Genomic DNA, 22,698 nt, shown 5'->3' on the forward strand with positions numbered 1-22,698 from the left:
AAGAAAAAGACATTCTCAAAGAGTCGAGACAACTCCACGCAACCTCGCAACCTCGTTGGACAAGCGCCGTTTTCTTTGTTAGCCTGCGCACCATTTTATGAGTTTGGAACAGCCCCAATTCACCGCGTCTTCCCCCGCGCCAAGTGATTTTATCCGCGATATCGTGGCGCAACATGTTGCCGAGAAAAAATATCCGCGCATCCACACCCGGTTTCCGCCCGAGCCGAACGGTTATCTCCACATCGGCCACGCCAAAAGCATTTGCCTGAACTTCGGCATCGCACGGGAGTTTGGCGGAGTGTGCAATTTGCGCATGGACGATACGAATCCGGCCAAGGAAGACCTCGAATATGTGGACAGCATTCAAGCTGATGTGAACTGGCTCATTGGCGGTTGGGCGGACGCCAACCTGGGATTGAAGTCCAAAGGCCAAACGCCAGCGCCGCTCGTGGCCAACGGCCAAACTGATTTCCATCTGCCCCCCGCCAGCGGCGGCGGCCAATCGGATGTCGAACCGTTTTATGCCTCGGACTATTTCGCCGCGCTTTACGAATACGCGGTGGCGCTGATCAAACAAGGCCAGGCGTACGTTTGCGATTTGACTCCGGAGCAAACCGACGAGTATCGCCGGCTCGGCAAAGCCTCCCCATTCCGAGACCGCAGCGTGGAGGAAAATCTCGATTTGTTCACCCGCATGAAGAACGGCGAGTTCCCGGACGGGGCAAAAGTTCTGCGCGCCAAGATCATCGTGGACGCGCCCAATATCTGGTTGCGCGATCCCCTGCTCTACCGCATCAAGCACGCGGAGCATCACCACACCGGCAACGTCTGGTGCATTTATCCGATGTATGACTTCGCGCATTGCCTGAGCGATTACATCGAAGGCATCACGCACAGCGTTTGCACCCTGGAGTTTGAGGTGCATCGTCCGCTTTACGACTGGATTTTGGCAAATCTCAATTTGCCTCGCGCGCTGCCGCATCAATATGAATTCGCCCGGCTCAACCTCAGTTACACCGTGATGAGCAAACGCAAGCTCATGCAGCTTGTGGATGAAAAACTTGTGACCGGCTGGGATGATCCGCGCCTGCCCACCATCTCGGGTTTGCGACGGCGCGGCGTGACTCCGGAGGCGCTGCGCAACTTCGCTTACAACATTGGCATCACGAAATACAATGGCATCACTGACGTGGCCGTACTGGAGTTCGCCATCCGGGAAGACCTGAATAAACGCGCGTTGCGGCGCCTCGCGGTGTTACGCCCGATCAAGGTCGTGCTGACGAATTACCCCGAGGATAAAATCGAGGAACTCGACGCCGTGAATAATCCCGAAGCGGCCAGGACGAGCAGTCCCTCGCCCGCCGACGGTGCGCACGGAGTGTCGTGCCCGACCTATTCAGACGAGCACCTTGGCACCAGGAAAGTGCCGTTCAGCCGCGAACTTTACATTGAACGTGATGACTTTGCGGAAGTTCCACCACCCAAATTTTATCGCCTCAAACCGGGCGGCGAAGTGCGTTTGAAATACGCCTACATCATCCGATGTGACGAGGTGATCAAGGACGCTGACGGGAATCTGGTCGAGCTGCGTTGCACCGCCGACCTCGACAGCAAGATGGGCGGCCCGACGGCGAATCGCAAAGTGAAGGGCACGATTCATTGGGTTAGCGCGCCGCACGCGGTGGATGCGGAGGTGCGGCTTTATGACCGCCTCTTCACCGAAGCCGAACCGGAAAAGGACGGGCGCGATTTCAAATCGGTATTAAATCCGCGCAGCCTGGAGATTCTTACCGCCAAATGCGAGCCGAGTCTCCGAAACGCGCAGCCGTCCGAGCGTTATCAATTTGAGCGGCTGGCTTATTTTGCCTTGGACGCGGAGGCCGCAGCGGCGGACGGCGCCGCCCGGCTGGTGTTCAATCGCACCATCACCCTGAAGGACGCCTGGGCGAAGCAGACCCAAAAAGGCGGCGGCAAATAACCGGAATCAATCCAGAAACTTGATCGAGCGGTTTTTCTCGCTGCGCTTGCGACGGGTCTCATCCAGTTCCTTTTTGCGCAGGCGCAAATTCTTGGGCGTCGCTTCCACGTACTCGTCCACGTCAATGTATTCCAAGGCCCGCTCCAGCGAGAGGCGCAACGGCGGCACCAGTTGAATTCCCTTGCCGTCGCCTTGCGAACGCATGTTGGTGAGTTTCTTCTCTTTCACGGGATTGACCGGGATGTCGTTTTCGCGCGCGTTTTCCCCCACAATCATGCCCGCGTAAACCGCGTCGCCGGGTTCAACCAACAGCCGGCCGCGCTCCTGAATCATGTTCAGCGCGTAACTTGTCGCCTCGCCATTATCCATGCTGACCAGCGAACCGTTCTTGCGCGCGGCAATTTCACCGCGATCCTCGCCATACTCGTGGAACAAATGGCTCATGACCCCCAGACCCCGCGTCGAGTTCACGAGGTCGGTTTCAAATCCGATCAAACCGCGCATGGGCACCAACGCTTCAATCGTCACCTGATCTCCATGATGGTGCATGTTGGTGATTTGAGCCTTGCGGAAGGAGAGGTTCTCCATGATGTGCCCCAAACAATCCTGCGGAATTTCCACGAACACTTTTTCAATCGGCTCCAGCGCGTTGCCGGCGGCATCCTTTTTCCACAACACCTCGGGCCGGGACACGAGCACTTCATAACCCTCGCGCCGCATTTGCTCGACCAAAATGGCGATTTGCATCTCGCCACGTCCGCTGACCGCAAAAATCTTGGGATCACTGGTCGGCGCGATGCGCAGGGCCACGTTGGTGCGCGTCTCCCGGACCAGCCGCTCCCAAATGTGGCGCGCGGTGACGAGCTTGCCATCGCGACCCGCCAGCGGCCCGTCGTTCACGGCGAATTCCATTTGAATCGTCGGCGGGTCAATCGGGATGTACGGCAGGGCCGGATGAGTTTCGCTGTCGCAGATGGTTTCTCCGATGAAAACCTCTTCAAACCCGGTGATGCCCACAATGTCGCCCGCCTGCGCCTCTTCCACCTCGATGCGCTTCATGCCCTCGAAGTGGTAAAGCATGGTGATTTTACCCCGGGTGATCTTGCCGTTGCCGTGACGGCAAATCGCCGCGTCGCCCGCGCGGATTTTGCCTTCGTAAATTTTACCGAACGCAATGCGGCCGAGGTAATCGCTGTAATCCAGATTGGCGACCAGCACTTGAAAGCCGGCGCCGGCCTTGGCGCGGGGCGGCGGAATATGGCGGATGATCGCCTCGAACAACGGCGCCATGGTCTGGCTTTCTTGATCCAAACGCTCCTTGGCGTAGCCCTGCTTGGCCGAGCAATAAATAAACGGGAAATCCAGTTGTTCGTCCGTCGCGTTGAGTGAAATGAACAGTTCGAAAACTTGATCCAGCACCTTCTTGGGATTGGCGTTATCGCGGTCAATTTTATTGATCACCACGATGGGTTTGGCGCCCGCCTCCAACGCCTTGCGCAACACAAAGCGCGTCTGCGCCTGCGGCCCCTCCGCCGAATCCACCACCAACAGCACCCCGTCAATCATGTTCATGATGCGCTCGACTTCACCGCCGAAATCGGCGTGGCCGGGCGTATCCACGATGTTGATGTGATACTCCTTGTATTTGAACGCGGCGTTCTTGGCGCGAATGGTGATGCCCTTTTCCCTTTCCAGGTCCATGGAATCCATGAGCCGCTCGGTCTGGGTCTCGGCTTGATTGGCGCGGAACGTCCCCGACTGCTTGAGCAGGCAATCCACGAGCGTGGTTTTGCCATGATCCACGTGCGCAATAATCGCAATGTTTCGAATGTGCTGCATAATGTTACCACCGGGACCCTGCCCTGCATATCAACCGGCACGACGCTGAAGGTGGAAAAACACAGACGGAGCGTGTCACGAGAAAGGCGGGATTCGCCGGGTTGAAGAGCATGACGATTTTTCGTCACAGGTCAAGTCACGGATTCTTCAAATCGGAGTAACGCCAAAAGCCACTGCGATTCCCTTGAAAATCAAGGAATTGAGCGCCGCTCGTCAGTTTGAGCGGGCGCGACGGAACGGCGCATCACGCAAGCAAGACCTATCAATATTGCAGAAACCGAACGGCTTCATTCCGCTCGACGTATCCTCGCCAACACGGCCGCGCTCCGACTGATCAAGTTATCGTGCTTTTGTCTTGTGTTCACTCATCCATGTGGTGCGCGCTGTCGTGCAACGGGAGCAAACAAAGACTCGTCCACGCCGCTCGACCAGCGGAATACAAAAACCAGTACCGTATGGCTCGTCTGCGTGTGGAAACAACTGGCATCTCGCCTTGCTTGTGTCAGTGGGCATCTTCATGCCGAACTCAAGACTAACGACCTGCGGCGACATGGTGATACCATGAACCTCGCACGTCGCTGAACGATTAGTGGTGAAGTCGTAGATGGCATCGGGGTCGTTGCCGGTGATTGTGACGTAGTGCTGCGACCGACAGCCAACTAAAAGCGCACTGGCAAGAGCGATGAAAATCGCGATGCGCATACGCAATGAGCTAACGCCCCCCAGCCCAATGCCCCGGCGCACAGAACGCCACGGTTGCAACCGCGTCGCCCCCGTCGAGTTAGATGCAGTGAATGGCCTACCGCTTCGATAAATGTCGGACAACATATTCATTATAAAGACGTGCGTATTCCACCTGCGCGGTTCGAAGCTCTGCATCCTCGACATCACAGCCGATGCCCGCGTCGGCGCGTGGTAAGGCCTTCACGAGCGAGAAGCAATCAGAGTTAATACCGGGAGCGTACGGAGCTTCCGTGCCACTGATGTAAATCTTTGCCGTTCCTGCGGCGAGGTCGCGGCGCGCTTCTGGAATCGCCTGGTCGGAGCGCCAATCCACCAATGTGCGGTCGGGGTAACGCAATATCTTTCCGTCAACCAATGAATGTGATGATGAACACCCAAACAAACACCCGAGAATCAAAATTGTTAGAAACGCTTTCATTGTAGGGCTAACAGCTCAGGTGAGCGACGATCGCAGAACAGCGCACTCGCAACACAATCACAGCGCCTACACTCAGTTGCCCGGCAATTGGGAGTGGAAGTTGTCGTCATGTTTTTATCGTCAGAATTATGGGGCCTTTGTGAGTTTCTGTCCAATCGGGATGCGCTCCAGTCCTTCCCAAGACTTTGGCGGTTAGGTCACGGTCTTCGGTTTTCGCTTTCCATACACTCCGAGTGCAATGCGCAGTTGTGGTGAAAGTTTCGGTTTCGGCTTCTGCTTTCTGACTGTGGGCATGCCATAATTGCGTCCTTCCCGCAAGGCTGTCTCGATGCGTGACCATCCTCGAACATCGTTTGTTCTTGGCGCCCGAAACTTATAGCCCATGCCAACCATTTCGCCGCCACACTGCGGACACCGGCGGACTGTCGGCGTGACTGAATACTCGTGCGGTTTTTTGAAAACCTTCCGACAACTAAAACAAGCGTGCTGGCTGAGTGTGGGCATCGCAGTGGTCTATCGTCCCAGTTCAGTGAACACCGGGTCGGGAGCGAGGATTGGACTGAAACGGTTCAAGTTGATCATCATAAAATCGTGAATTACAGGAGCCACTGGCGGCTCGCTACGTGCAGGGTTAGCTATCATCCTTGATACTTTTTAGTAATCCAATTGCCTGAATCCAAGCGTTCGATGGCCCCGTAAATTGGCCGTTCCATACTCTGCCATCCACGCTCATCATGAACACGGTTTGCCATATATTCGTGCCGCCGTTATTGGTCTGGAACACAGCATAACTCCCCTGACACCGTATGCTGGCGAATTGCTCGATCCGGTATTCCTGAGTGGCAAGCGAGAACTCGGACGACTTCCTCGCCTGATCCAGAAAGCCGTCGGCGATCTTCTGAACCAATCCCGGTATCTCCTGCGGTTTGTTTGGCGGTGGCCACTGTGAAAACATCAGCAATCCTCCGTCTGGTGTGCCTGCTATCACGGTATAGAAATGAAGTCCTCCGGGTGACTGATACTCCATACTCCAATCTGGAGGCAACTGAAACGAAAGCGGCCCTTTGGCCGCTGGCGGCGCACAGCCGGCCATAACGAGTGTAAAAACGAAAATGATCAGAAGTGATGAGCGCATGGCTTAGCCTATGGTTGTGCTTTCTGAACTCGAAAAAGGCGAAACAAGAGACGCGGCAAAAACCAGACGGTAGAAATTGCCGTCCAATGGACGATGAACGCGAGGGCGACAATAGCTCCAGCAATCGGTGGCACGGCTGGATGAGCACCGCTAAATGAAAGCCAAGTGATGCCGGTCACCAGTAGAAAAACCACAATCGGCGGCAACCAAACCGGAACTTGGTAATGCCGACGAAGCAGATCACTCAAGAGTGCCGCACCAGCCAGGATGGCAGTAATGACGACTGCAAAGGGAAGAACCCCGAGGACAAAGATGGGGAAGAACATCGGGCCGCCCAGATCGTTCCCAATGGCCATGAGGACGAGGCAGCCGACGATAGGAACGACTGTGAAGAAAACGAAACACGCGGCTGCCGCTGCAAAATGCAAAAGGAGAAGCGGTAGCAATGGACGACGTTCCTTTTGTAGCGACGCGCTCATCGGACTAACGGTTAGTTGCCCGGCAATTGGGAGTGGAAGTTGTCGTCATGTTTTTTATCGTCAGAATTATGGGATCTTTGTGGGCTTCTGTCCATCGGGATGCGCCCCAGCCCTTCCCAATCCTTTGGCGATTAGCTGCACCTGATTGAATCACAAGGTCGTCAGGACTCAAAGCCTCGGTAAGGCGGCCCAAACCACCCAAAACAAACAAGCGCGTATCGCCGTCGTCAGACGAGTGGCTTCAAAACGCGGCGGCAGAGTGGATAATGTCAGTTGGCAATTGCCATACGGGCTGGTAGATATTCAAATCGTTGCCGGGTTATGACCTTTATTCACGACGATTTTTTGCTGCACACCAAGTCGGCGCGGCGTTTGTATCACGAGTTCGCGGCGGCCGAACCCATTTTAGATTATCACAATCACCTCCCGCCCCGAGACCTCGCCGACAATCGGCAGTTCGCCAACCTGTTCGAAATCTGGCTCGCGGGCGATCACTACAAATGGCGGGCCATGCGCGCCAACGGGATCGCGGAACAATTTTGCACGGGTGACGCCGCGCCGTTCGATAAGTTCCAGGCCTGGGCGGCCACGGTGCCGCATACCTTGCGCAATCCGCTCCATCACTGGACGCACCTGGAGCTCAAACGTTACTTCGACGTGGAGGCTCTGCTGGATGCCGCCAACGCGCGGCAGATTTGGGAACGGGCCAACGAGCAACTCGCCACCCCGGCTTTGTCCACGCAAGGAATTCTGAAAAAATTCAAGGTTCGCGCACTCTGCACCACCGATGATCCGGTTGATGATCTGCGTCATCATGAACGCTTGGCGGCGGCGGACTCCGCTACGAAAATCTATCCCGCTTTCCGACCGGATAAAGCGCTGGCGGTGGATCAGCCTCAATTTTTCAATGCCTGGACGGATCAACTCGCCGCCGCTGCCAAGGTGGATATCCAGACCTTGTCGGATTTTCTCGCGGCGCTGGAACAACGTCATGCCTACTTTCACGCCCACGGTTGCCGCCTGTCCGATCATGGGTTGGAACATTGTTACGCGGAATTTGGTCCGGAAAAAACCGTCGCCCAAATTTTTACGCGAGCGCGTAGCGGCCAAACCATATCGCCCAGCGAGCGCGCCCAATTCGCCACATTTATGATGGTCTTCTTTGGGCAATTGGATGCGCGACGCGGTTGGGTCAAGCAGTTGCACCTGGGCGCATTGCGCGGCAACAATACGCGGCTGTTACGCGCCGTGGGCGCCGATGTGGGCTGCGATTCCATCGGCACTTTTCCGCAAGCGCAAACGCTGGCGGCATATCTGGATCGCTTGGATCAGGAAAACGCGTTGCCCAAGACGATCATTTATAATCTGAACCCAGCGGATAATTACGTCTGCGCCGCCATGATGGGAAATTTTCAGGACGGCAGCATACCCGGGAAAATCCAGTTCGGCTCGGGCTGGTGGTTTCTCGATCAGAAAGAAGGCATGGAATGGCAACTCAACACGCTTTCGAATCTTGGGCTGCTGTCGCGCTTCGTCGGCATGGTGACTGATTCGCGCTCTTTCATGTCGTTTCCGCGCCATGAGTATTTCCGTCGGGTACTTTGTAACCTGATCGGTCGCGAAATGGAAAATGGCGAATTGCCAAATGACCTGAACCTGCTCGGCAACATGATCCGCAACCTCTGTTACCACAACGCCAGACAGTATCTGGACCTGCCGGATATGCTCACCGCGCAGAAAGAAAATTAACCCGCGACGCCCCGTTAAACGCGCACATTGGCAAACGCTCGTGTGCGGTGTTCGGTCGGCTTACCGATCTGGTGGCAGCGACTCTGCTGCGGCCGCATCCAAATAGAGCGTCGCATCCGGGTGCTGACGCAAAACACTGGCGGGACAAGCGGTGGCAATTGGACCGCACAACATGGCGCGAACCGCCGCCGCCTTACGCGGTCCCGGCACGACGCAGACCAAGGTGCGCCCGGACCGCAGCGTCGGACAGGTCAAGGTGATGGCTTGTTGCGGAACGGAAGCAAAATCCGGAAAGCAACCGTCGTTCACTTGTTGCTGGCGACAGGCCGAATCCAGCTCCACCACTTTGACGGCTTGTGGATCGTTGAAATCCGCCACCGGCGGATCATTGAAGGCAATGTGCCCGTTTTCGCCAACGCCAAGGCAGACCAGATCAATCGGTTTTTCCCGCAATAACGCCGCGTACCGCTGACATTCTGCAATCGTATTTTTCGCCTCACCACGAATACCATGAAAGGCTGCCGGGCGAATTTTTGTCAGCAAATGTTCCTGTTGATAGCGTCGAAAGCTCGCCGGGTGATCCGCCGCCAGCCCCACATACTCGTCCATGTGGAAGATAACCACCCGCGACCAATCAATATCCGGGGCCGCAGCAAGGTTGCTGATCAATTCATCCTGCGACGGAGCGCTGGCCACGATCATTCGCGCCGCGCCCTGCTGCGCGATCCGCTCGCGCAACACCTGGGCCGCGCGCGAGGCCGCTGCGTCACCCATGCCGGACCGGTTCGCATGCACCTGCACTCGCAACTGATCCACTTGGAAATGCTTGGAGTCAAAATTCATAAACGCGTCATTCGATCAACGGCAGTTCGAGATTAAAGTGCGCGGCGATTAAAGTCGAAAAGTGAGCGCGAGCGGTGGCCGCGTCCAGACCCAGCCAGCGTTGCACATTAGCCACGCCGACATCCGGACAGAGAGCGGACCCGGCCAGTTGCTCCGTTCCCGGCAAGCGAACGATTTGATCCGCGCCCGCCTCCACTTCCAAGTGGGCCAACCGATAGCGTCCCGCGCCCATCCCCGCCGCCGCCATGCAATCGGTGGTGAAGAGCGCCTGGCCAACCGGTTTGGCGCGATAAAAATTTTGCAGCGTCGCGGGCGACAAATGCACTCCGTCCGGGATAAAAAACGCCGTCAATTCATCCCGCGCCAGCAAGCGTTGAATGACATTATCGTGCCGGTGCAATTCAATGGGCGTGCCGTTGCCCAAGTGCGTGCAAAAACGGGCGCCCGCCGTAATTGCGGCCGCGATTGTCTCGTCAGCGGCATTGGTGTGGCCCAATGAGACCTGCACTCCGGCAGTGGTTAAGTATCGAATAAACTCCGCGCTACCGGGCCACTCGGGCGCCAACGTGACCAAGCGGAGGTTCCCCTGGGCGGCCTGCTGCAATAGTTCGAAATGCCGCAGATCGGGCGGCGCCATGAGTTGCGGATCATGCGCTCCACAGAAACCCGGTTCAGGCGAAAGCCACGGTCCTTCCAAATGGTAACCGCACAGCGCCGCCGCCACGACCGGATCCGCCGCGCGCAAACGCTCCAGATTTTCCAGTTTGGAACACAAAGCCGGAATAGTGTCAGTAATCAAGGTGGCGAAAAACCGATGCGTCTGATGTCGGGTCAACGCCGCGACGGCTTGTTGGGCCTGGGCCAGCGTTAAAGTGGCGGCTTGAAAATCCACTCCAGCAAAGCCATTTACTTGAATATCAAAAAGACTGCGTTTCACAATTTGCGAACCATCCGGTGCATCGTGGTTTAATAAACTGATCGGCGGTTTTTCCACGCCTGAACCTGTCACCGAAAAACGTATCCTGAGCCAATTCTCGGCAAAGGACAAACCTTGAAACATCACGTCGGGTGCAAACTGCGATCGCCGCGCCCCACCCGATGGACCACGTCAGAACCGAACTTACGCGTTCAGGGCAAATTCAGGCAAAATCTCTGTCAAAATCTCTTGACCCGAGAGCGACGAACTGTTCAACTACCGCCGCATTTGCACAGGGTCAGGATTTGTTAAGAAACCTATGAATACAAAGTCATTACTCATCTCGCTCGGAGTGGTTTCAATCAGCGGCTCGTTGATTGGGCAAACTATATTCTCCGATGACTATCAATCATATAACGACACCTCCGCTCTTAGCGGCACCTATACGCAGATGTATCCAGATGCCCCCGTTCTTCTGGACACTGAGAAAGGATACAACTCTTCACAGTCCATTCACTTTGGTACTCCATCCGCCAACAGCCTCGAACGAATGTGGTTTAATTTACCCGGTGGTCCGGTAGCCCCGACGGACGCGGCGCCGCTATTGGTTGAGTTCATGGTTGATCTGGATGTGGATATTTGGAGCACACGACAATACATCGAGCTACGTTCCTATGCCAATGGCGCTTACAACGATGGCGCACTGAATCAACTGCTCGCCTTGGGTTTTAACTCTTCAGGTGTAAATACCGCGCTAATCAACAAACGTATTTATGCCGGTAACGATGCTGGCTGGGGAGACTTGACCGGAAACATTGCCACTCGCGCCTCGATCGTCGCGGCGAGCGATTGGACGAAATTGGGCATGTTGATCAAGGGCGATACAGTTGAATGGTATGTAAACGGGCTGTTCGATTCAGCCAACAGCATCACTGCCAATGTGGCTTACGATTCCATCGTTATTGGCTCTGGCCTTAGCAGTGCGGGCGCGGATGTCTGGTTTGACAACTTGACCGTTACCGTCATTCCCGAACCGACCACCATGGCGTTGGGATTGATTGGCGGCATCAGCCTGTTGCTGGCCCGTAAAACCCGTCGTCAATAAAGTTTTACCTTTCTCTTTCAAGCCGCCAGCAATGGCGGCTTTTTTATTTTGATCCGAAACTCAATGCTCTCGTCTCCGCACGCAAATGGGCCGGAGGGTTGATCGTCCCGCACTTGGTCAGGCAAGTGGATCAAAACACCACCGGGAAAAGTTCGACCGGATTGACCGGTTTAGGCTATGCTCACCGGCCATGCCAGTGCCACAGCCATCCACAGTCACTCTCGAAACCGCGCTCCAAGCGGCTCGCGAAACCCGAGTTCTTAAAATCGGCTCGCATCTCTTGTCTGAAACACCCGAGATTTTCGCGGCGCAATTCGGCAACCGTCCCGCTGTCATCGTTGCCGATGAGAACATGTTTTCCATTGCTGGATCTGCCGTGCAAGCCGCGTTTCACTCAGCCAATCATCCCAGCCAGCCTCCTTTCATTTTCCACGATCCGAAGCTCTACGCTGAACACCATTTCGTTGCCGAATTGGAAACCGCTCTGCGCGCCCACGATGCGGTGCCAATTGCCGTCGGTTCTGGCACCATTAACGACCTGACCAAACTGGCAGCGCACCGCACCCGCCGCCCCTACGTGTGTGTGGCGACGGCGGCGTCCATGGATGGCTACACGGCTTTTGGCGCGTCCATCACCCAGGCAGTCTCCAAGCAAACCTTCCACTGCCCCGCGCCGACCGTGGTGATTGCCGATCTGGAAATAATTCGGAACGCGCCTCCGGAAATGAACGCGTGGGGTTACGCGGATTTGCTGGCGAAAATCACCGCCGGCGCCGACTGGATCCTGGCCGACACGTTGGGCGTCGAACCGATTGATCCGCAACCGTGGACGATTGTGCAGGGACGGTTGCGCGAGCTGACCGCCAATCCGGCCGCAATTCGTACCGGCGATCCCGACGCCATCGGCAAACTGATCACCGGCTTGCTGCTCGGAGGTTTTGCCATGCAATCAGCGCAATCCAGCCGCCCCGCCTCGGGTGCCGAACATCAGTTCAGTCATCTGTGGGATATGCAACACCACACGCACCAGGGCCGCGCCCCCTCGCACGGTTTCAAAGTCGGAATCGGCACGCTGGCGGTCACGGCTTTGTATGAACAACTCCTGGCGCAACCGCTCGAACAACTGGACGTGGACGCTTGCGTCGCCGCCTGGCCGACGACTGAAAGTTGGATCAACCGCGCGCGGATCGGGTTCGGTGCCGGCGAACTTTTGGATTGTGCGCGGCGGGAACTCACGGCCAAACAACCCACGCCGCCGCAGTTGCGCGAACAACTCGAAACCCTGCGCCACCGGTGGCCGGCGTTGCGCGAACTATTGCCACGGCAACTGCTGCCCTTCACCGAACTCAGCCAGATGCTGAAAGCCGCCGGAGCGCCGACGGCGCCGGAAGCCATCGGCATCACGCGCGAACGGCTGCGCGAAAGTTATTGGTTGGCGCTCTGCATTCGCCGCCGTTTCACCGTGCTGGACGTGGCGGCGCGCACCGGTTTATTGGACCGTTGTTGCAATGAGATTTTCGCGCCACACGGGCGTTGGCCGACGGACTGAGGTTCGCGCCGTTTTACTTCGCCACCAGCCCTATTCCTTCCAGCAACGCCTTCACCCCGTTCCAGCAAATACCCACCCCGATGCACAAGGTGATGAAAGCCGACAGTCGCAAGATGACCTGCATGCCCAGGTTGCCCACCCAGCGACTGAGCGGCGCCATGTAGCGGTAGGTAACGGAAATTGTCAGCGAGATGATGATCGCACCCAAAACCGCCGCGAAGAATTGAATCAACGAATGTCTCACGGTGTGCGAATGGTTGGCGCCCACGGTAATCGCCACTGAAATCACTCCCGCGTCAATGGTTACCGGCAACGTGAGCGGGTAAAAGGCCCGGCCCAGCGCAATGTGCCGGGCTTGTTGCGCGTCCGCCGTAACCGTGGCCGAGTTGTTGCCTTCATCGGCTAAAATCCGCCAACCCAAAGCGCAAACCACCGCGCCCCCCGCCACTTGCACGATCGGCACGGAAAGTCCGAAAAACAACAGCACGAAAGACCCGAACAGCATGGAGCCGAGCAGCAATCCAAAGGAGTAGAGCGCAATCCGGCGCGCCAACTCGGCTCGCGTGGAACGGTCGCACCCCTCCGTCATGGAAAGAAAAATCGGGCCGCTACCCAGCGGATTCACCACGGGCAACACCGCCGCCACAATCAGCAGGACGGCTTCCAGCAATTGTTTTACATCGCTCCAAAACATGATTTCGAACTGTGCTTCTCAAACATTCATTTCAAGAAAAATTTACCCGGGCCGCCGCGCAACGGCTCCTGGTCACCAATCCGTCGGCCGATAATCCTTTAGAAATTTACCCCAGAGATGTTCGCCCGTGTTGAACCCGGACAGGATCGGGTCCACAATCCGCGCCGCGCCATCCACAATATCCAGCGGCGGATGGAAGCGGTGCTCGGCGCGCTTTCGCGTCGCGATCTGATGCGGGTCTTCATCCGTCACCCAGCCCGTATCCACCGCGTTCATGTGGATGCCGTCCGCGTGATAATCCGCTGCCGCCGTCCGCGTCATCATGTTCAACGCCGCCTTGGCCATGTTGGTGTGCGGATGGCGCGTCGTTTTGAACTTCCGGTAAAACTGCCCCTCCACCGCTGACACATTCACGATGTGCTTGTCGCGCTCCGGCGTGCGCAACAACAACGGTTTGAGCCGGGCGTTGAAGATGAACGGCGCGACCGCATTGACCAGATGCACTTCGAGCAATTCCACCGCCGAGACTTCGTGCAACCGCATGCGCCAGGAATTGTGGTCGCGCAAATCCACCTGTTGCAAATCTTGATCCAGGCGGCCCTGCGGAAATAAACCGCCAGCCATCCCCTGCTCTTCCGCCAGCAACGGCACTTGCGAAAGCCAGGCCGAATGTGTCAGCCCGATCTCCGAAAGTTCCGGCCGGGTCACGACCGGCTCGTCCGGAGCTGGCGCGTGGCGCGCCACGGCGCCGGCCTCCGACTGCAATTGATACGCCCGCAATCCTTCATAACCGCCAAGCAACCGCCGCGCGGCCGCGCTCAACTGAACCAACCCCTCGCTCTCCTGCCGCATCATGTGCGCGTAAAAATCCGGCGGACGCCGCACCGTCTGGCAGGCGTTATTGACGATGAAATCCAACCGATCGTATTGCGCCAATACGTGCCGACAAAGCGCTTCCACACTGGGAGTGTGCCGCAGATCCAAACCGAAAATTTCCAACCGCTCCTGCCAATCGGCGAAATCGGCTTCCGCCGCATAACGGGAAGCCGCATCCCGCGGAAACCGGGTCGTCACAATCAACCGCGCTCCCGAGCGCAGCAATTTAAGCCCCGCCTGATAACCGATCTTCACCCGGCCTCCCGTCAAGAGCGCGACCCGACCGCGCAGGTCGGCCAGTTCCGTTCGTTTCCGAAAATTCAACTCGGCGCAGGCGGGGCAAAGTTGATCGTAAAAATGGTGAATGGTCGTGTAGTCCGTTTTGCAAATGTAGCAGTTTTGCGGTTCTTGGACTCCAGCCGTTGCGTCGGGGGTTGCTCCTCCAACCGACTCCAGTTTCGGTGGCGGCGGCAGGTTCGGCGTGGTGAAGACTGGCTTGGCGCGCAGTGCGCGAATGCCGGTTTCATTAAGCACCTGTTGATCCCGGTGCTGACGCTCCTGCTTGCGCCGTTTGGAAGTCTCCTTCACCAACCGCCGCCGCGCCCGCACGTCGGGACAATAAACGTCGCCCGCGACTTTGAGCAGGCGCACCCGTTCAGCGCTGGAAAGTTCCGTCAACAACGTGCGATCCGCGACCGCCGCCTCCAGTGCTGCTGCCGCCAGACGTAACCGTTGCACGAGAGCCTGGCGACTCGACGCCGCGGTCGGCAAATGTTCTGAGTTGGACATCCGTTTCATCCGTTCGCCTTTGGCAAGCGGAACGCCAAAGCGTAAAGCCTTCGCCCGTGCCGTCAAGCAGCGCTTCGACCTTCCGTCATGCCACGGCGACTCGGTTCTTTAATCAACTTCTGGATATTGACGTGGGGTAAAACTTGGTGGCGCGGCGCGAGGGCCGGGAGAGACACCAAACTGGATTCGTCTCGTCCCTCCCGGACACCGGGACGAACAACGCTACGGGCAGACTGACTTTGTCTTAGCCGGAACAATTCGATTGGAGTTTGGGTGGAACGGGCCACTGGCCCGACAGCCGAACGCCAAGCGTACGAACCCAATGGGGCGCGATCTCCGTGCGCTCGACTGGGCGGCAGGTTGCCGCCCAGAACGGCCAAGTTGGCCGTTCCACTTGAACCAACAGCATCGTTCCAGCTTAGCGAGCAGGCCCGCGCGGCACGACGGCTGACCTTTCATTCCGCAGCCGCCATGACGGCGCGGGGCGGCGAGCATTCAGGTGGCTTACAAGAGCGGCTAAGGGGAAGAAAGCGGGAGGCGCTTAGCGGATTTCCAGCACCCGAACCTCCTGCTCAATCCAGGTGAGGATTTGCGGCAACTGCGGCAGTAACCATTGCCGCAAAACACGGTTGGACACGTTGCCCACGCGCAACCACACGATCACCGGCGCGTTGCCGCTTTGCTTGGCGCGCGCGGCAAAATCTTCGTCCTTGGTAATCAGGATGGTTTGGTTTTCCAGAGCGTAGCGCCAGATGGGTGAGTCTTCGGCCTCCCGCAGATTCACGTCCTCCACATGCTTGGCGTCGTGCCCGGCCTCCCGCAACCAGCGCGCCAGCGCCGGCGGCAGTTGGGCGTCTATCAGAAAGCACACGCGCCGGCCTTATGATTCGGCCAATACGAGCACCGGATGATCCGCCCCTTGCGCCGCGTATTCCAGGCAGGCGCGAATGTCCTCGGGTTGCAGATAGGGAAAGTCCTCCAGGATTTGTTTCTCCGGCACCCCGGCGGCCAGCAAGTCCAGCACGTCCTTGACGCGGATGCGCATGCCCCGGATGCAGGGGCGTCCACCGCATTGCTTGGGATTGAAGGTGATTCGATCCATGTATTTCATACGGGCCACCTTACTGGCTGGGCCGCTTTTTCTCAAGCTTTGCTTCCGCCTGCGGCAGCTCGGCCGGGGTGCGTCAGCCGATGCACTTCGATGCGCTTGCGGATGTTGACGCGGGGGTAAAACTTGGTGGCGCGGCGCGAGGGCCGGGAGCGACATTCCAACTTCAAAGCATCTCGTCCCTCCCGGACACCGGGACGAACAACGCTACGGGCAGACTCACTTTGTCTTGGCCGGAACAATTCGATTGGAGTTTGGGTGGAACGGGCCACTGGCCCGACAGCCGAACGCCAAGCGTGCGAACCCAATGGGGCGCGATCTCCGTTGCGCTCGACTGGGCGGCAGGTTTCAGCGGTGCTGCCAGTAAAACGGGCGGCGATGCAAGTGCATCACGGCTTTGAGGTAAAGAACGTCGCCCCGCACGCTGTAAACGATGGCGTAGGGAAAGCGGTGAAAGTTGAGCTTGCGATTGTCACCCCGGATTTTGCGCCCGCGTTCCGGCTCAGCCACGATGCGGCGCAAGGTGGATTCGAACTCGTCAAGGAAGTCATCGCCCAGGCCCGGCTGCCGGGATTCATACCACAGTGCCCCGCCTTCCAGTTCCTGATCGGCTTCAGGATGGCTGACGATGTGCATGGAGACTGGCGCGAATGTCCCGGACGGTTTCCGCCACCGGACGGCAACTGACTTTGCCGGCCTCGATCTCGCGGGAACGGCGGTCAATGACTTCCTGCCATTGGGTTTCGGCGTCGGCGTCCACAGCGTCATCAAGACTGGCAATGAGTTGCCGGGCGAGATACGCCCGATCCTGCTCCGGCAAGGCCAGCATTTCAGCGACTTTTTCAGCGGTCACGCTCATGCGCGGATAATATCGTCTTCACCGCCCGGCTGACAAGCGATGCCTTGATTTTGTTCTGCCGGTGACGACAGCGCGACGAACGACGCCACGGGCAGACCGATATTGTCTTGGCGAGCAGGCCCGCGCCGGCAGGACGGCTGCCCCTTCCGAGTTCCCGCAGCCACCATGACGGCGCGGGGCGGCGAGCGGTCGGGGCGCGTTGAACGCGACGAGTTTGCTTACACCGTTTGGCGGGACACCGGTTGGGCTACTTTTCAACGTCCAAACATGTGAGAGCGTGCGCAGGCAACCAAAATGGATCGGTGGCAACTTCAACGCCTCGGCGGTAAGCCAGCAGCGCCAAACCACAGTGCGCCCAACACCATTTCTGCTCGATGGGATACCGCTGCACCGTGACTACCATTTCTTCTGCCGTTTCTGACCGAACCGTTCCGTCTTTGCGGCCGCGTGCCCAAAGTTTCTCAAAGTCCTTTCGCTGTGCCTTAACAAAACCATTCCAGTCGCCTTTGAGCCAAGGTGAAACGAGTAGCTTTGACGCGGCTGAAAATGAAGGCGGCCTGTATGCCGCCCATATCACTTCGGATTGTCGTTCGGCCTTCTTTGCGTCTCCAAGGATTGAATACTTCAGCATCCCGCACCAAGCACTCGCATAAAGTTCCCCATCGTCTTTGGGTTCGTTCCCCCCGATCCCCGACGCATCAACCACGCGACCGGCCAATTTTTCCAATTGCGCCTGACTGGAACCGAAGATCGCACAGTGAAGCAGGTATAAGTCGGCGTGCGGGCGCATGTAGAACTGCGAAGATGTGTCCTGCATGTTGATCCCTTTTTCCACAAACGCCCCCACTTTTGCACGAACGTCGTTTTCCGATCCGGCCATCAACCACTGTAGCCAAATCCATTTCATGCAATTTGCAGCAAACCCTCGTGCTGCCGAAAAGCCGTCATTCTTTAGAACTTCGATGTCAATTTTCGACAACGGCTTATCCAATTCAGCGATCATCGCCGCCTTGCGAACACTATCCTCTAGGCTATCAACAGTCAGTTTCATTTGATTCAGTTTCAGCGAACAACGTGTTCGTTCGTAATCTCAGGAAAACCGCCTTCGGAGATGTCTGGGATTACTTCGTCATCACCCAAATGCATCAACCTGAAGCCTCTGATTCGCCAATCTGTCCATTCCTTCAACGCGCCAAGCAAGTATGCCTCTACTTTCCCCTGCTTGATGTATTGGCGCAATTCTGAAAGTCCCATCTCGTGCAGCCCCAAGTCCACCATGCCATCAAGAATCTTAGACGCATATTCGTCCAGCCATCTCGCCGACATCTGGCGCATTCCATTCATGATGTTCCATTTCAGTTGGGCAACTCCCGGCAATCTGCCCTCGCTCGCCTTGACCTCGCCAACGAAGAGAACGATGCGACCATTCTTGACCACCACCCCGTAAACGTCAGGACCAACGGTGCTGACCGGCCCTTTGGCACGAATGGCCCTGAAGCCTGGAATCTTGTTGAGGTATTTCACCCAGACTTCTTCTCCCTCCAGTCCAAGCTTCTGATTTCTATCGGTTGGGAGCAGATCGTTCAGGAGTTGCTTCGCCATGTCCCGCATCTCCCATTGCACTTTCGTCTCAACCCCCGCCTTCATGCCTTGTAGCCCTTCAGCAGTTGTCAAGGCTGACAACGTCCCAATGAAGTTGAACTCGTGCCCGGAGGGATCTACGCCATTCACCGGGTTGGCATGTGCATAGAGGTATTTATGCAGAGAGAGTGGGTCTTGGTTGTTTCCCTCATAGCTGTCCATCGTCCAAAATCTGCCCGTGCCGGGATTCAGATACCGCGCCCGCAGGTAATACAGCCCCAGGTCTTTGTCGAACCGCTCCCCGCAGTACAAATGACTGTTTGGCGTGCTGCCGCTCGGCTCAATCACCACCCCAAACGCGTCATACGTGTAGCGGTCGCTCATCACCCCTTCGGCATTGAGCACAAACCGCACGTTGCCGTGCCCGTCATACCCAAACAACTCCTCCGCCTCGGTCCCGCGTTGTTGCCGGATTAACTGATGCCCGAACAGATAGGAGCGGCTTTTGATGAACGGATCGCCATTCTCAGAAACCAGTTCCACCACATTCTGCGCGTAACCCGTCGGGTTGCGGTCGTCCACAATGAACACCGTGGTCTTGGGGTCCGTTCCCGCCGTCTCCACCTTGACCACCAGATTCCCGTCGCCGTCATAGACAAAGTCGGTGGTCTGCCCGGAAACCGTCCGCCGGACGAGGCGGTTCTCGAAGTCGTACTGGTCGGCTGCGGCTTGCGCCGGGGCGGTATGCGTGTCCCCGGTCAAGGCGACGAGGCTCAACAACAATGTCAACCAATGCTTCATGCGGGCTCTTAAAAGCTGCGCTCAGTAAACCATGCCAGCCCCCGCCCCGCAATGCGCCGCATGATCAAGTCACACGCTGGACTCCGAGAGAGATCGGACGGTCAAACGCGAATTGAACGGCGAGTGTGGCCGTTATTGGGTGCCGACGCGGTAATAGGTTTCCGGCGTGCCGGGGTTCGGCAGAAACAACTGCATCATGTCGCCGTTGCCGATGAAGTTGGTGACGTTCACCCAGGGGGCGGTGCTGAGGTTGGTGCGTGATTGCACGGTGTGGGTGCGGCCAGCCTGGGTGATCAGTGAGAAGCTGAAGTTGGTGCCCGTGTGCCACGGATTCAGGATTTGCACCGGGGTCGCCGGCGGTTCGGCGGCGCCGACGACAAACCTGCGGGTCTGGCCGGAAACCAGATTGACCTGGGCCTGCCAGCCGGTCAGCGGTTGGAACGAGGCGTCTTCAGGTTCACTGAGGTAAATTCCCGGAAAATCGTTCCGCGTGTAATTAAGATACAGCGCGTTGGTACCGGGCGCCAGCGGATTGGGCATCACACTGCTCACCACGTCGGAGGCGAGATTCGTGTATCCGCCGCTGGGGGTGTTGGTGCCGGCCAGATACGAGTAGAGATAGAGATAATCGTAATCGGCTGGACCGGTCCAGGTGAAGACATGATCGGGCGCAACGTCGGTCTGCCCTTCCGCAGGCGAAGTAACGTTGGCCTCCGGCAAATCCGACAGCTCGAGCGTATCAACGGTGACGTGGAAGGTGTATCGCCGTTCCGACGGGTGCCCGCGATTGATGTAAATCGTCCAGTCTCCCGCTTCCACCGCCGCGATCAGCTCCGCCAGGGTGGGTTGGACGGAAGAGGTGCTGTACTCCTCGCCGTCGCTGCCCCGATAGGCACTGAACGTGTTGTCGGGCGAAACGATCTCGTGCGAGGTGATCGGAGCGGGTTGAATGAAGTTAATCAAGGGGAAGACGTGGAAACCCGGATTAAGCGGGTCGGACGTGCGCTCGATGCTCAGGGTCATGAACAATTCGATTTCCGGAAGGAATTGAACTTCATCCAGCCAGGCGGCATCGGCGCCGGCAGTGGAATCGCCATCCTTGTAATAAGTCCAACGCAAGGTATGCGTTCCAGCAGGCAGGTTGATTTCATAATAGTCCCAACCCCAATCGCCGGAAATCTCCGCTTCGCTATCGCCGTTCACCGTGAATTCAAGGTAATCGTAGCCGTCCGAGTCGTCGCTGGAAACGTTCCACCAGAAGGTCAGAACGCCCGGCCCCGTCACGGTGGTTTCAATCCAGGAGGCTTCGTCATGATCAATGGCGCCGCTCTGCGCCGCGTCCGTGCCGTCGTGGGTCTCGTCAGTCTGACGAAACCAGGCGGCGTCACCGCCAGTGGTCCAGACGCCCGTCGGCTGATCCACGGCATCCGCCAGTTCGCTGTCTCCGTCCGTACCGCCCTCCACGGTGAAGTCGGAGAATTTGTAGCTGTAAAGGTCCCCGGCGCCCGTCCAATCCGGCAACGCCACTCCCAAGGCGTTGGTTGGGGTGGACAAAGTGATGCCCGAGAAGTTGTTGCTGAGATATTGAACGAACAACGTGTTGGGACCAGGGGTCAATGGCCCGGGTAAAGTCCATTGCGTGGCTGAGCCGGGGAGATCAGCCGAATAGCTGTTACCTCCACCATCATCATGCGACGCGCTAACGAAGATGGACGGCAGGTTGTCGGGTCCCGTCCATGTGAAAGTCGGGGTGGCGGTCACTCCGGTGCTCTGGTCTGTCGGGAAGAGAATTGTCACATTGCCCAACACTTCTGGAGTAACGTCGGTAATGGACACCGCGAACTCGTAGAGTTCCTCCGAGGGATGCCCTCGATTCAGGTATAATTTCCACAGACCGTTGGTGCATTCCTGGATCACGGTATTGAGATCGTTGGTCAGAAAGATAGCGCTGTTGCCATTGGTATCGCCAAGCTGCCGCCACACCCGTCCGCTGGCGGACTCCAGCCAATGAAAGGTGAGTGGCGGATTGGTGGCGGTCAGTCTCGGGTTCGGATAGTAAAAGTCATACCCATGCCAGATGGACATCCGTACCGACACGTCGGCCCGGGTGGGAGTTACCGCAAAGGGCACAACGACACTGGCGATCAACAGCCAACGCCAACAGTTGGAGACCGTAATCCGGAAGACAGACAATGACATAATCCACGTACGACTGAGTTTAAGTTTTAGGGTTCGTCACGCCGACTGCGATTCAGGCAGCGTAATTCGAACGGGAGTATGAATTTGAATCCGAAGCGTTCAAGAGAATTCATCCCGAAACTCTACGGACAACAATGTGGCTGCGGCGTCCCGCCGCAGTTCCGCATCCCCGCATCACCCGACGGCGCGCACGGAGTGACGCGCCCTACCGGTTTCAGTTATCAGCACCAGATGTCGTCCGCGAGACGCGAACGACTACCGCCGAGGGCGGCGGTGCTCCCCCATTCCCCATTCTCTTGCCATTCGTTCCCTTGTCTTCCCGTTCGCGTATTTCGCGGTTGTAGCCACTTTGGAATTAACCGCTTTTCCCCTCTCCCGACCTGACGGCCACCCTCCTTGCTCCCCGTGAGGGCCGGGGTGAGGGGATATTCATCTCACTGGGGAGCACTAGTTGGTGTGTTGGGGTAGATTTGTACTTCAGATTGGCCACGAATATCGGTGGACCGCTCTAGCCAAAGCGAACATCCCGCAAGATTTGTTACGGCTATGAAGATGCTGTAATCTTGCATCGGAACGAGTGGCAAATTTTCCGTTGGTTTCCCTCGAACGGCCATCCATCGTAAATTGTGCCGTTTGCTCCAGGAACCGAGAGTCACATTTGAAGGATTTAATATGGCTTGCCAAACTAGTTGAGTGTTCTTTTCTAGAAGAATTTCACCACTAAAATTCCAACTGTTTGTATCAACCCAAGACGGCACACCCAAAGCAAAAGTAAAAGAATTCCCCGAAGGAATACGAATACGGACGGATGAGGCAAAGCTTTCAGAAAATACAAATATCCGGTCCTGCTCTACTGAGGCATGACGTTTGGCAAAGCGAAGCAAAAGTATGACTCCGCACACGAGAAATACGCAGAACGCAATTGTATCAATGGAAAAGCGTCTTTTTGCCATAAGTTATTTTCTGCAGCTACCAGTTTGCTGGGCAAATCTTCTTTCTGCGTTGCAATCTGGCGTGGGAGTTCATCCGCAGACGA

Annotated in this window: 21 protein-coding genes; 4 read left to right on the top strand and 17 right to left on the bottom strand. The window is 57.2% G+C overall.

Translation table 11 applies throughout. From position 1 onward, the window contains the following. Positions 1-97: 97 nt before the first annotated feature. Entirely contained in the window at positions 98-1,978 is a 1,881-nt protein-coding gene (locus tag M9920_15625) for a glutamine--tRNA ligase (protein ID MCO5053708.1), read from the top strand. A 6-nt stretch (positions 1,979-1,984) separates the two neighbouring features. Here the strand turns inward: M9920_15625 and typA are convergent, their stop codons facing one another. The 5 genes from typA to M9920_15650 all read right to left on the bottom strand — a co-directional run bounded on the left by typA (position 1,985) and on the right by M9920_15650 (position 6,593). Then, positions 1,985-3,817: a translational GTPase TypA gene (gene typA / locus M9920_15630; GenBank protein ID MCO5053709.1), complete on the bottom strand. Its 1,833-nt coding sequence runs from the start codon at positions 3,815-3,817 to the stop codon at positions 1,985-1,987. A gap of 339 nt (positions 3,818-4,156) precedes the next feature. After that, complete coding sequence (locus M9920_15635) at positions 4,157-4,519, bottom strand: hypothetical protein (protein MCO5053710.1); 363 nt, start codon at positions 4,517-4,519, stop codon at positions 4,157-4,159. Positions 4,520-4,616: 97 nt separating this feature from the next. Further along, positions 4,617-4,979: a hypothetical protein gene (locus M9920_15640; protein MCO5053711.1), complete on the bottom strand. Its 363-nt coding sequence runs from the start codon at positions 4,977-4,979 to the stop codon at positions 4,617-4,619. A 631-nt stretch (positions 4,980-5,610) separates the two neighbouring features. After that, positions 5,611-6,114, bottom strand: coding sequence for a hypothetical protein (locus tag M9920_15645; protein ID MCO5053712.1), 504 nt, complete (start codon positions 6,112-6,114; stop codon positions 5,611-5,613). Positions 6,115-6,122: 8 nt separating this feature from the next. Then, positions 6,123-6,593, bottom strand: coding sequence for a hypothetical protein (locus M9920_15650; GenBank protein ID MCO5053713.1), 471 nt, complete (start codon positions 6,591-6,593; stop codon positions 6,123-6,125). Between the two features lie 321 nt (positions 6,594-6,914). On the opposite strand from M9920_15650, the gene uxaC reads away from it, so the two are divergent. Beyond that, positions 6,915-8,342: a glucuronate isomerase gene (gene uxaC, locus M9920_15655; GenBank protein ID MCO5053714.1), complete on the top strand. Its 1,428-nt coding sequence runs from the start codon at positions 6,915-6,917 to the stop codon at positions 8,340-8,342. 60 nt (positions 8,343-8,402) lie between these two features. Here the strand turns inward: uxaC and M9920_15660 are convergent, their stop codons facing one another. Next, positions 8,403-9,185 (bottom strand): glucosamine-6-phosphate deaminase, encoded by a 783-nt coding sequence (locus M9920_15660; GenBank protein ID MCO5053715.1) that lies wholly within the window; start codon positions 9,183-9,185, stop codon positions 8,403-8,405. 7 nt (positions 9,186-9,192) lie between these two features. Beyond that, positions 9,193-10,122, bottom strand: coding sequence for an N-acetylglucosamine-6-phosphate deacetylase (locus tag M9920_15665; protein ID MCO5053716.1), 930 nt, complete (start codon positions 10,120-10,122; stop codon positions 9,193-9,195). Positions 10,123-10,420: 298 nt separating this feature from the next. Here M9920_15665 and M9920_15670 point away from each other — a divergent pair, with 298 nt between their 5' ends. Together M9920_15670 and M9920_15675 are read left to right on the top strand one after the other, a co-directional pair. After that, complete coding sequence (locus M9920_15670) at positions 10,421-11,206, top strand: hypothetical protein (protein MCO5053717.1); 786 nt, start codon at positions 10,421-10,423, stop codon at positions 11,204-11,206. 280 nt (positions 11,207-11,486) lie between these two features. Beyond that, positions 11,487-12,755: a sn-glycerol-1-phosphate dehydrogenase gene (locus M9920_15675; protein MCO5053718.1), complete on the top strand. Its 1,269-nt coding sequence runs from the start codon at positions 11,487-11,489 to the stop codon at positions 12,753-12,755. Between the two features lie 13 nt (positions 12,756-12,768). Here M9920_15675 and M9920_15680 read toward each other — a convergent pair whose 3' ends face one another. The 10 genes from M9920_15680 to M9920_15725 all read right to left on the bottom strand — a co-directional run bounded on the left by M9920_15680 (position 12,769) and on the right by M9920_15725 (position 22,615). Next, positions 12,769-13,449: a hypothetical protein gene (locus M9920_15680; protein ID MCO5053719.1), complete on the bottom strand. Its 681-nt coding sequence runs from the start codon at positions 13,447-13,449 to the stop codon at positions 12,769-12,771. Between the two features lie 72 nt (positions 13,450-13,521). Then, entirely contained in the window at positions 13,522-15,114 is a 1,593-nt protein-coding gene (locus tag M9920_15685) for an SDR family oxidoreductase (GenBank protein ID MCO5053720.1), read from the bottom strand. A 541-nt stretch (positions 15,115-15,655) separates the two neighbouring features. Next, positions 15,656-15,985: a DUF5615 family PIN-like protein gene (locus tag M9920_15690; protein MCO5053721.1), complete on the bottom strand. Its 330-nt coding sequence runs from the start codon at positions 15,983-15,985 to the stop codon at positions 15,656-15,658. Positions 15,986-15,994: 9 nt separating this feature from the next. Further along, the gene (locus M9920_15695; GenBank protein ID MCO5053722.1) at positions 15,995-16,225 is read right to left on the bottom strand and encodes a DUF433 domain-containing protein; all 231 of its coding nucleotides are present in this window, start codon (positions 16,223-16,225) and stop codon (positions 15,995-15,997) included. 345 nt (positions 16,226-16,570) lie between these two features. Next, positions 16,571-16,858, bottom strand: a complete 288-nt coding sequence (locus tag M9920_15700) for a type II toxin-antitoxin system RelE/ParE family toxin (GenBank protein ID MCO5053723.1) — start codon at positions 16,856-16,858, stop codon at positions 16,571-16,573. Beyond that, positions 16,836-17,081 (bottom strand): addiction module protein, encoded by a 246-nt coding sequence (locus tag M9920_15705; protein ID MCO5053724.1) that lies wholly within the window; start codon positions 17,079-17,081, stop codon positions 16,836-16,838. Before M9920_15705 ends, M9920_15700 begins: the two co-directional genes overlap by 23 nt. A 247-nt stretch (positions 17,082-17,328) precedes the next feature. Further along, positions 17,329-18,132: a hypothetical protein gene (locus M9920_15710; protein ID MCO5053725.1), complete on the bottom strand. Its 804-nt coding sequence runs from the start codon at positions 18,130-18,132 to the stop codon at positions 17,329-17,331. A gap of 11 nt (positions 18,133-18,143) precedes the next feature. Then, positions 18,144-19,463 carry an RHS repeat-associated core domain-containing protein gene (locus M9920_15715; protein MCO5053726.1) on the bottom strand — a complete coding sequence of 440 codons (1,320 nt, stop codon included), beginning with the start codon at positions 19,461-19,463 and terminating at the stop codon, positions 18,144-18,146. Positions 19,464-19,595: 132 nt separating this feature from the next. After that, the gene (locus tag M9920_15720) at positions 19,596-21,662 is read right to left on the bottom strand and encodes a hypothetical protein (GenBank protein ID MCO5053727.1); all 2,067 of its coding nucleotides are present in this window, start codon (positions 21,660-21,662) and stop codon (positions 19,596-19,598) included. Between the two features lie 434 nt (positions 21,663-22,096). Next, positions 22,097-22,615 (bottom strand): hypothetical protein, encoded by a 519-nt coding sequence (locus tag M9920_15725; protein ID MCO5053728.1) that lies wholly within the window; start codon positions 22,613-22,615, stop codon positions 22,097-22,099. Positions 22,616-22,698 lie beyond the last annotated feature (83 nt).

The organism is Verrucomicrobiia bacterium, assembly GCA_023953615.1.
Taxonomy (GTDB): domain Bacteria; phylum Verrucomicrobiota; class Verrucomicrobiia; order Limisphaerales; family JADLHS01; genus JADLHS01.

Bases quoted from the DNA above. Each gene is read 5' to 3' on its own strand.
- M9920_15725 (MCO5053728.1), bottom strand. From the start codon at position 22,615: ATGGCAAAAAGACGCTTTTCCATTGATACAATTGCGTTCTGCGTATTT.
- M9920_15635 (MCO5053710.1), bottom strand. From the start codon at position 4,519: ATGCGCATCGCGATTTTCATCGCTCTTGCCAGTGCGCTTTTAGTTGGC.
- M9920_15650 (MCO5053713.1), bottom strand. From the start codon at position 6,593: ATGAGCGCGTCGCTACAAAAGGAACGTCGTCCATTGCTACCGCTTCTC.
- M9920_15660 (MCO5053715.1), bottom strand. From the start codon at position 9,185: ATGAATTTTGACTCCAAGCATTTCCAAGTGGATCAGTTGCGAGTGCAG.
- uxaC (MCO5053714.1), top strand. From the start codon at position 6,915: ATGACCTTTATTCACGACGATTTTTTGCTGCACACCAAGTCGGCGCGG.
- M9920_15645 (MCO5053712.1), bottom strand. From the start codon at position 6,114: ATGCGCTCATCACTTCTGATCATTTTCGTTTTTACACTCGTTATGGCC.
- M9920_15640 (MCO5053711.1), bottom strand. From the start codon at position 4,979: ATGAAAGCGTTTCTAACAATTTTGATTCTCGGGTGTTTGTTTGGGTGT.
- M9920_15700 (MCO5053723.1), bottom strand. From the start codon at position 16,858: ATGCACATCGTCAGCCATCCTGAAGCCGATCAGGAACTGGAAGGCGGG.
- M9920_15680 (MCO5053719.1), bottom strand. From the start codon at position 13,449: ATGTTTTGGAGCGATGTAAAACAATTGCTGGAAGCCGTCCTGCTGATT.
- typA (MCO5053709.1), bottom strand. From the start codon at position 3,817: ATGCAGCACATTCGAAACATTGCGATTATTGCGCACGTGGATCATGGC.
- M9920_15720 (MCO5053727.1), bottom strand. From the start codon at position 21,662: ATGTCATTGTCTGTCTTCCGGATTACGGTCTCCAACTGTTGGCGTTGG.
- M9920_15625 (MCO5053708.1), top strand. From the start codon at position 98: ATGAGTTTGGAACAGCCCCAATTCACCGCGTCTTCCCCCGCGCCAAGT.
- M9920_15695 (MCO5053722.1), bottom strand. From the start codon at position 16,225: ATGAAATACATGGATCGAATCACCTTCAATCCCAAGCAATGCGGTGGA.
- M9920_15685 (MCO5053720.1), bottom strand. From the start codon at position 15,114: ATGTCCAACTCAGAACATTTGCCGACCGCGGCGTCGAGTCGCCAGGCT.
- M9920_15670 (MCO5053717.1), top strand. From the start codon at position 10,421: ATGAATACAAAGTCATTACTCATCTCGCTCGGAGTGGTTTCAATCAGC.
- M9920_15715 (MCO5053726.1), bottom strand. From the start codon at position 19,463: ATGAAGCATTGGTTGACATTGTTGTTGAGCCTCGTCGCCTTGACCGGG.
- M9920_15710 (MCO5053725.1), bottom strand. From the start codon at position 18,132: ATGAAACTGACTGTTGATAGCCTAGAGGATAGTGTTCGCAAGGCGGCG.
- M9920_15705 (MCO5053724.1), bottom strand. From the start codon at position 17,081: ATGAGCGTGACCGCTGAAAAAGTCGCTGAAATGCTGGCCTTGCCGGAG.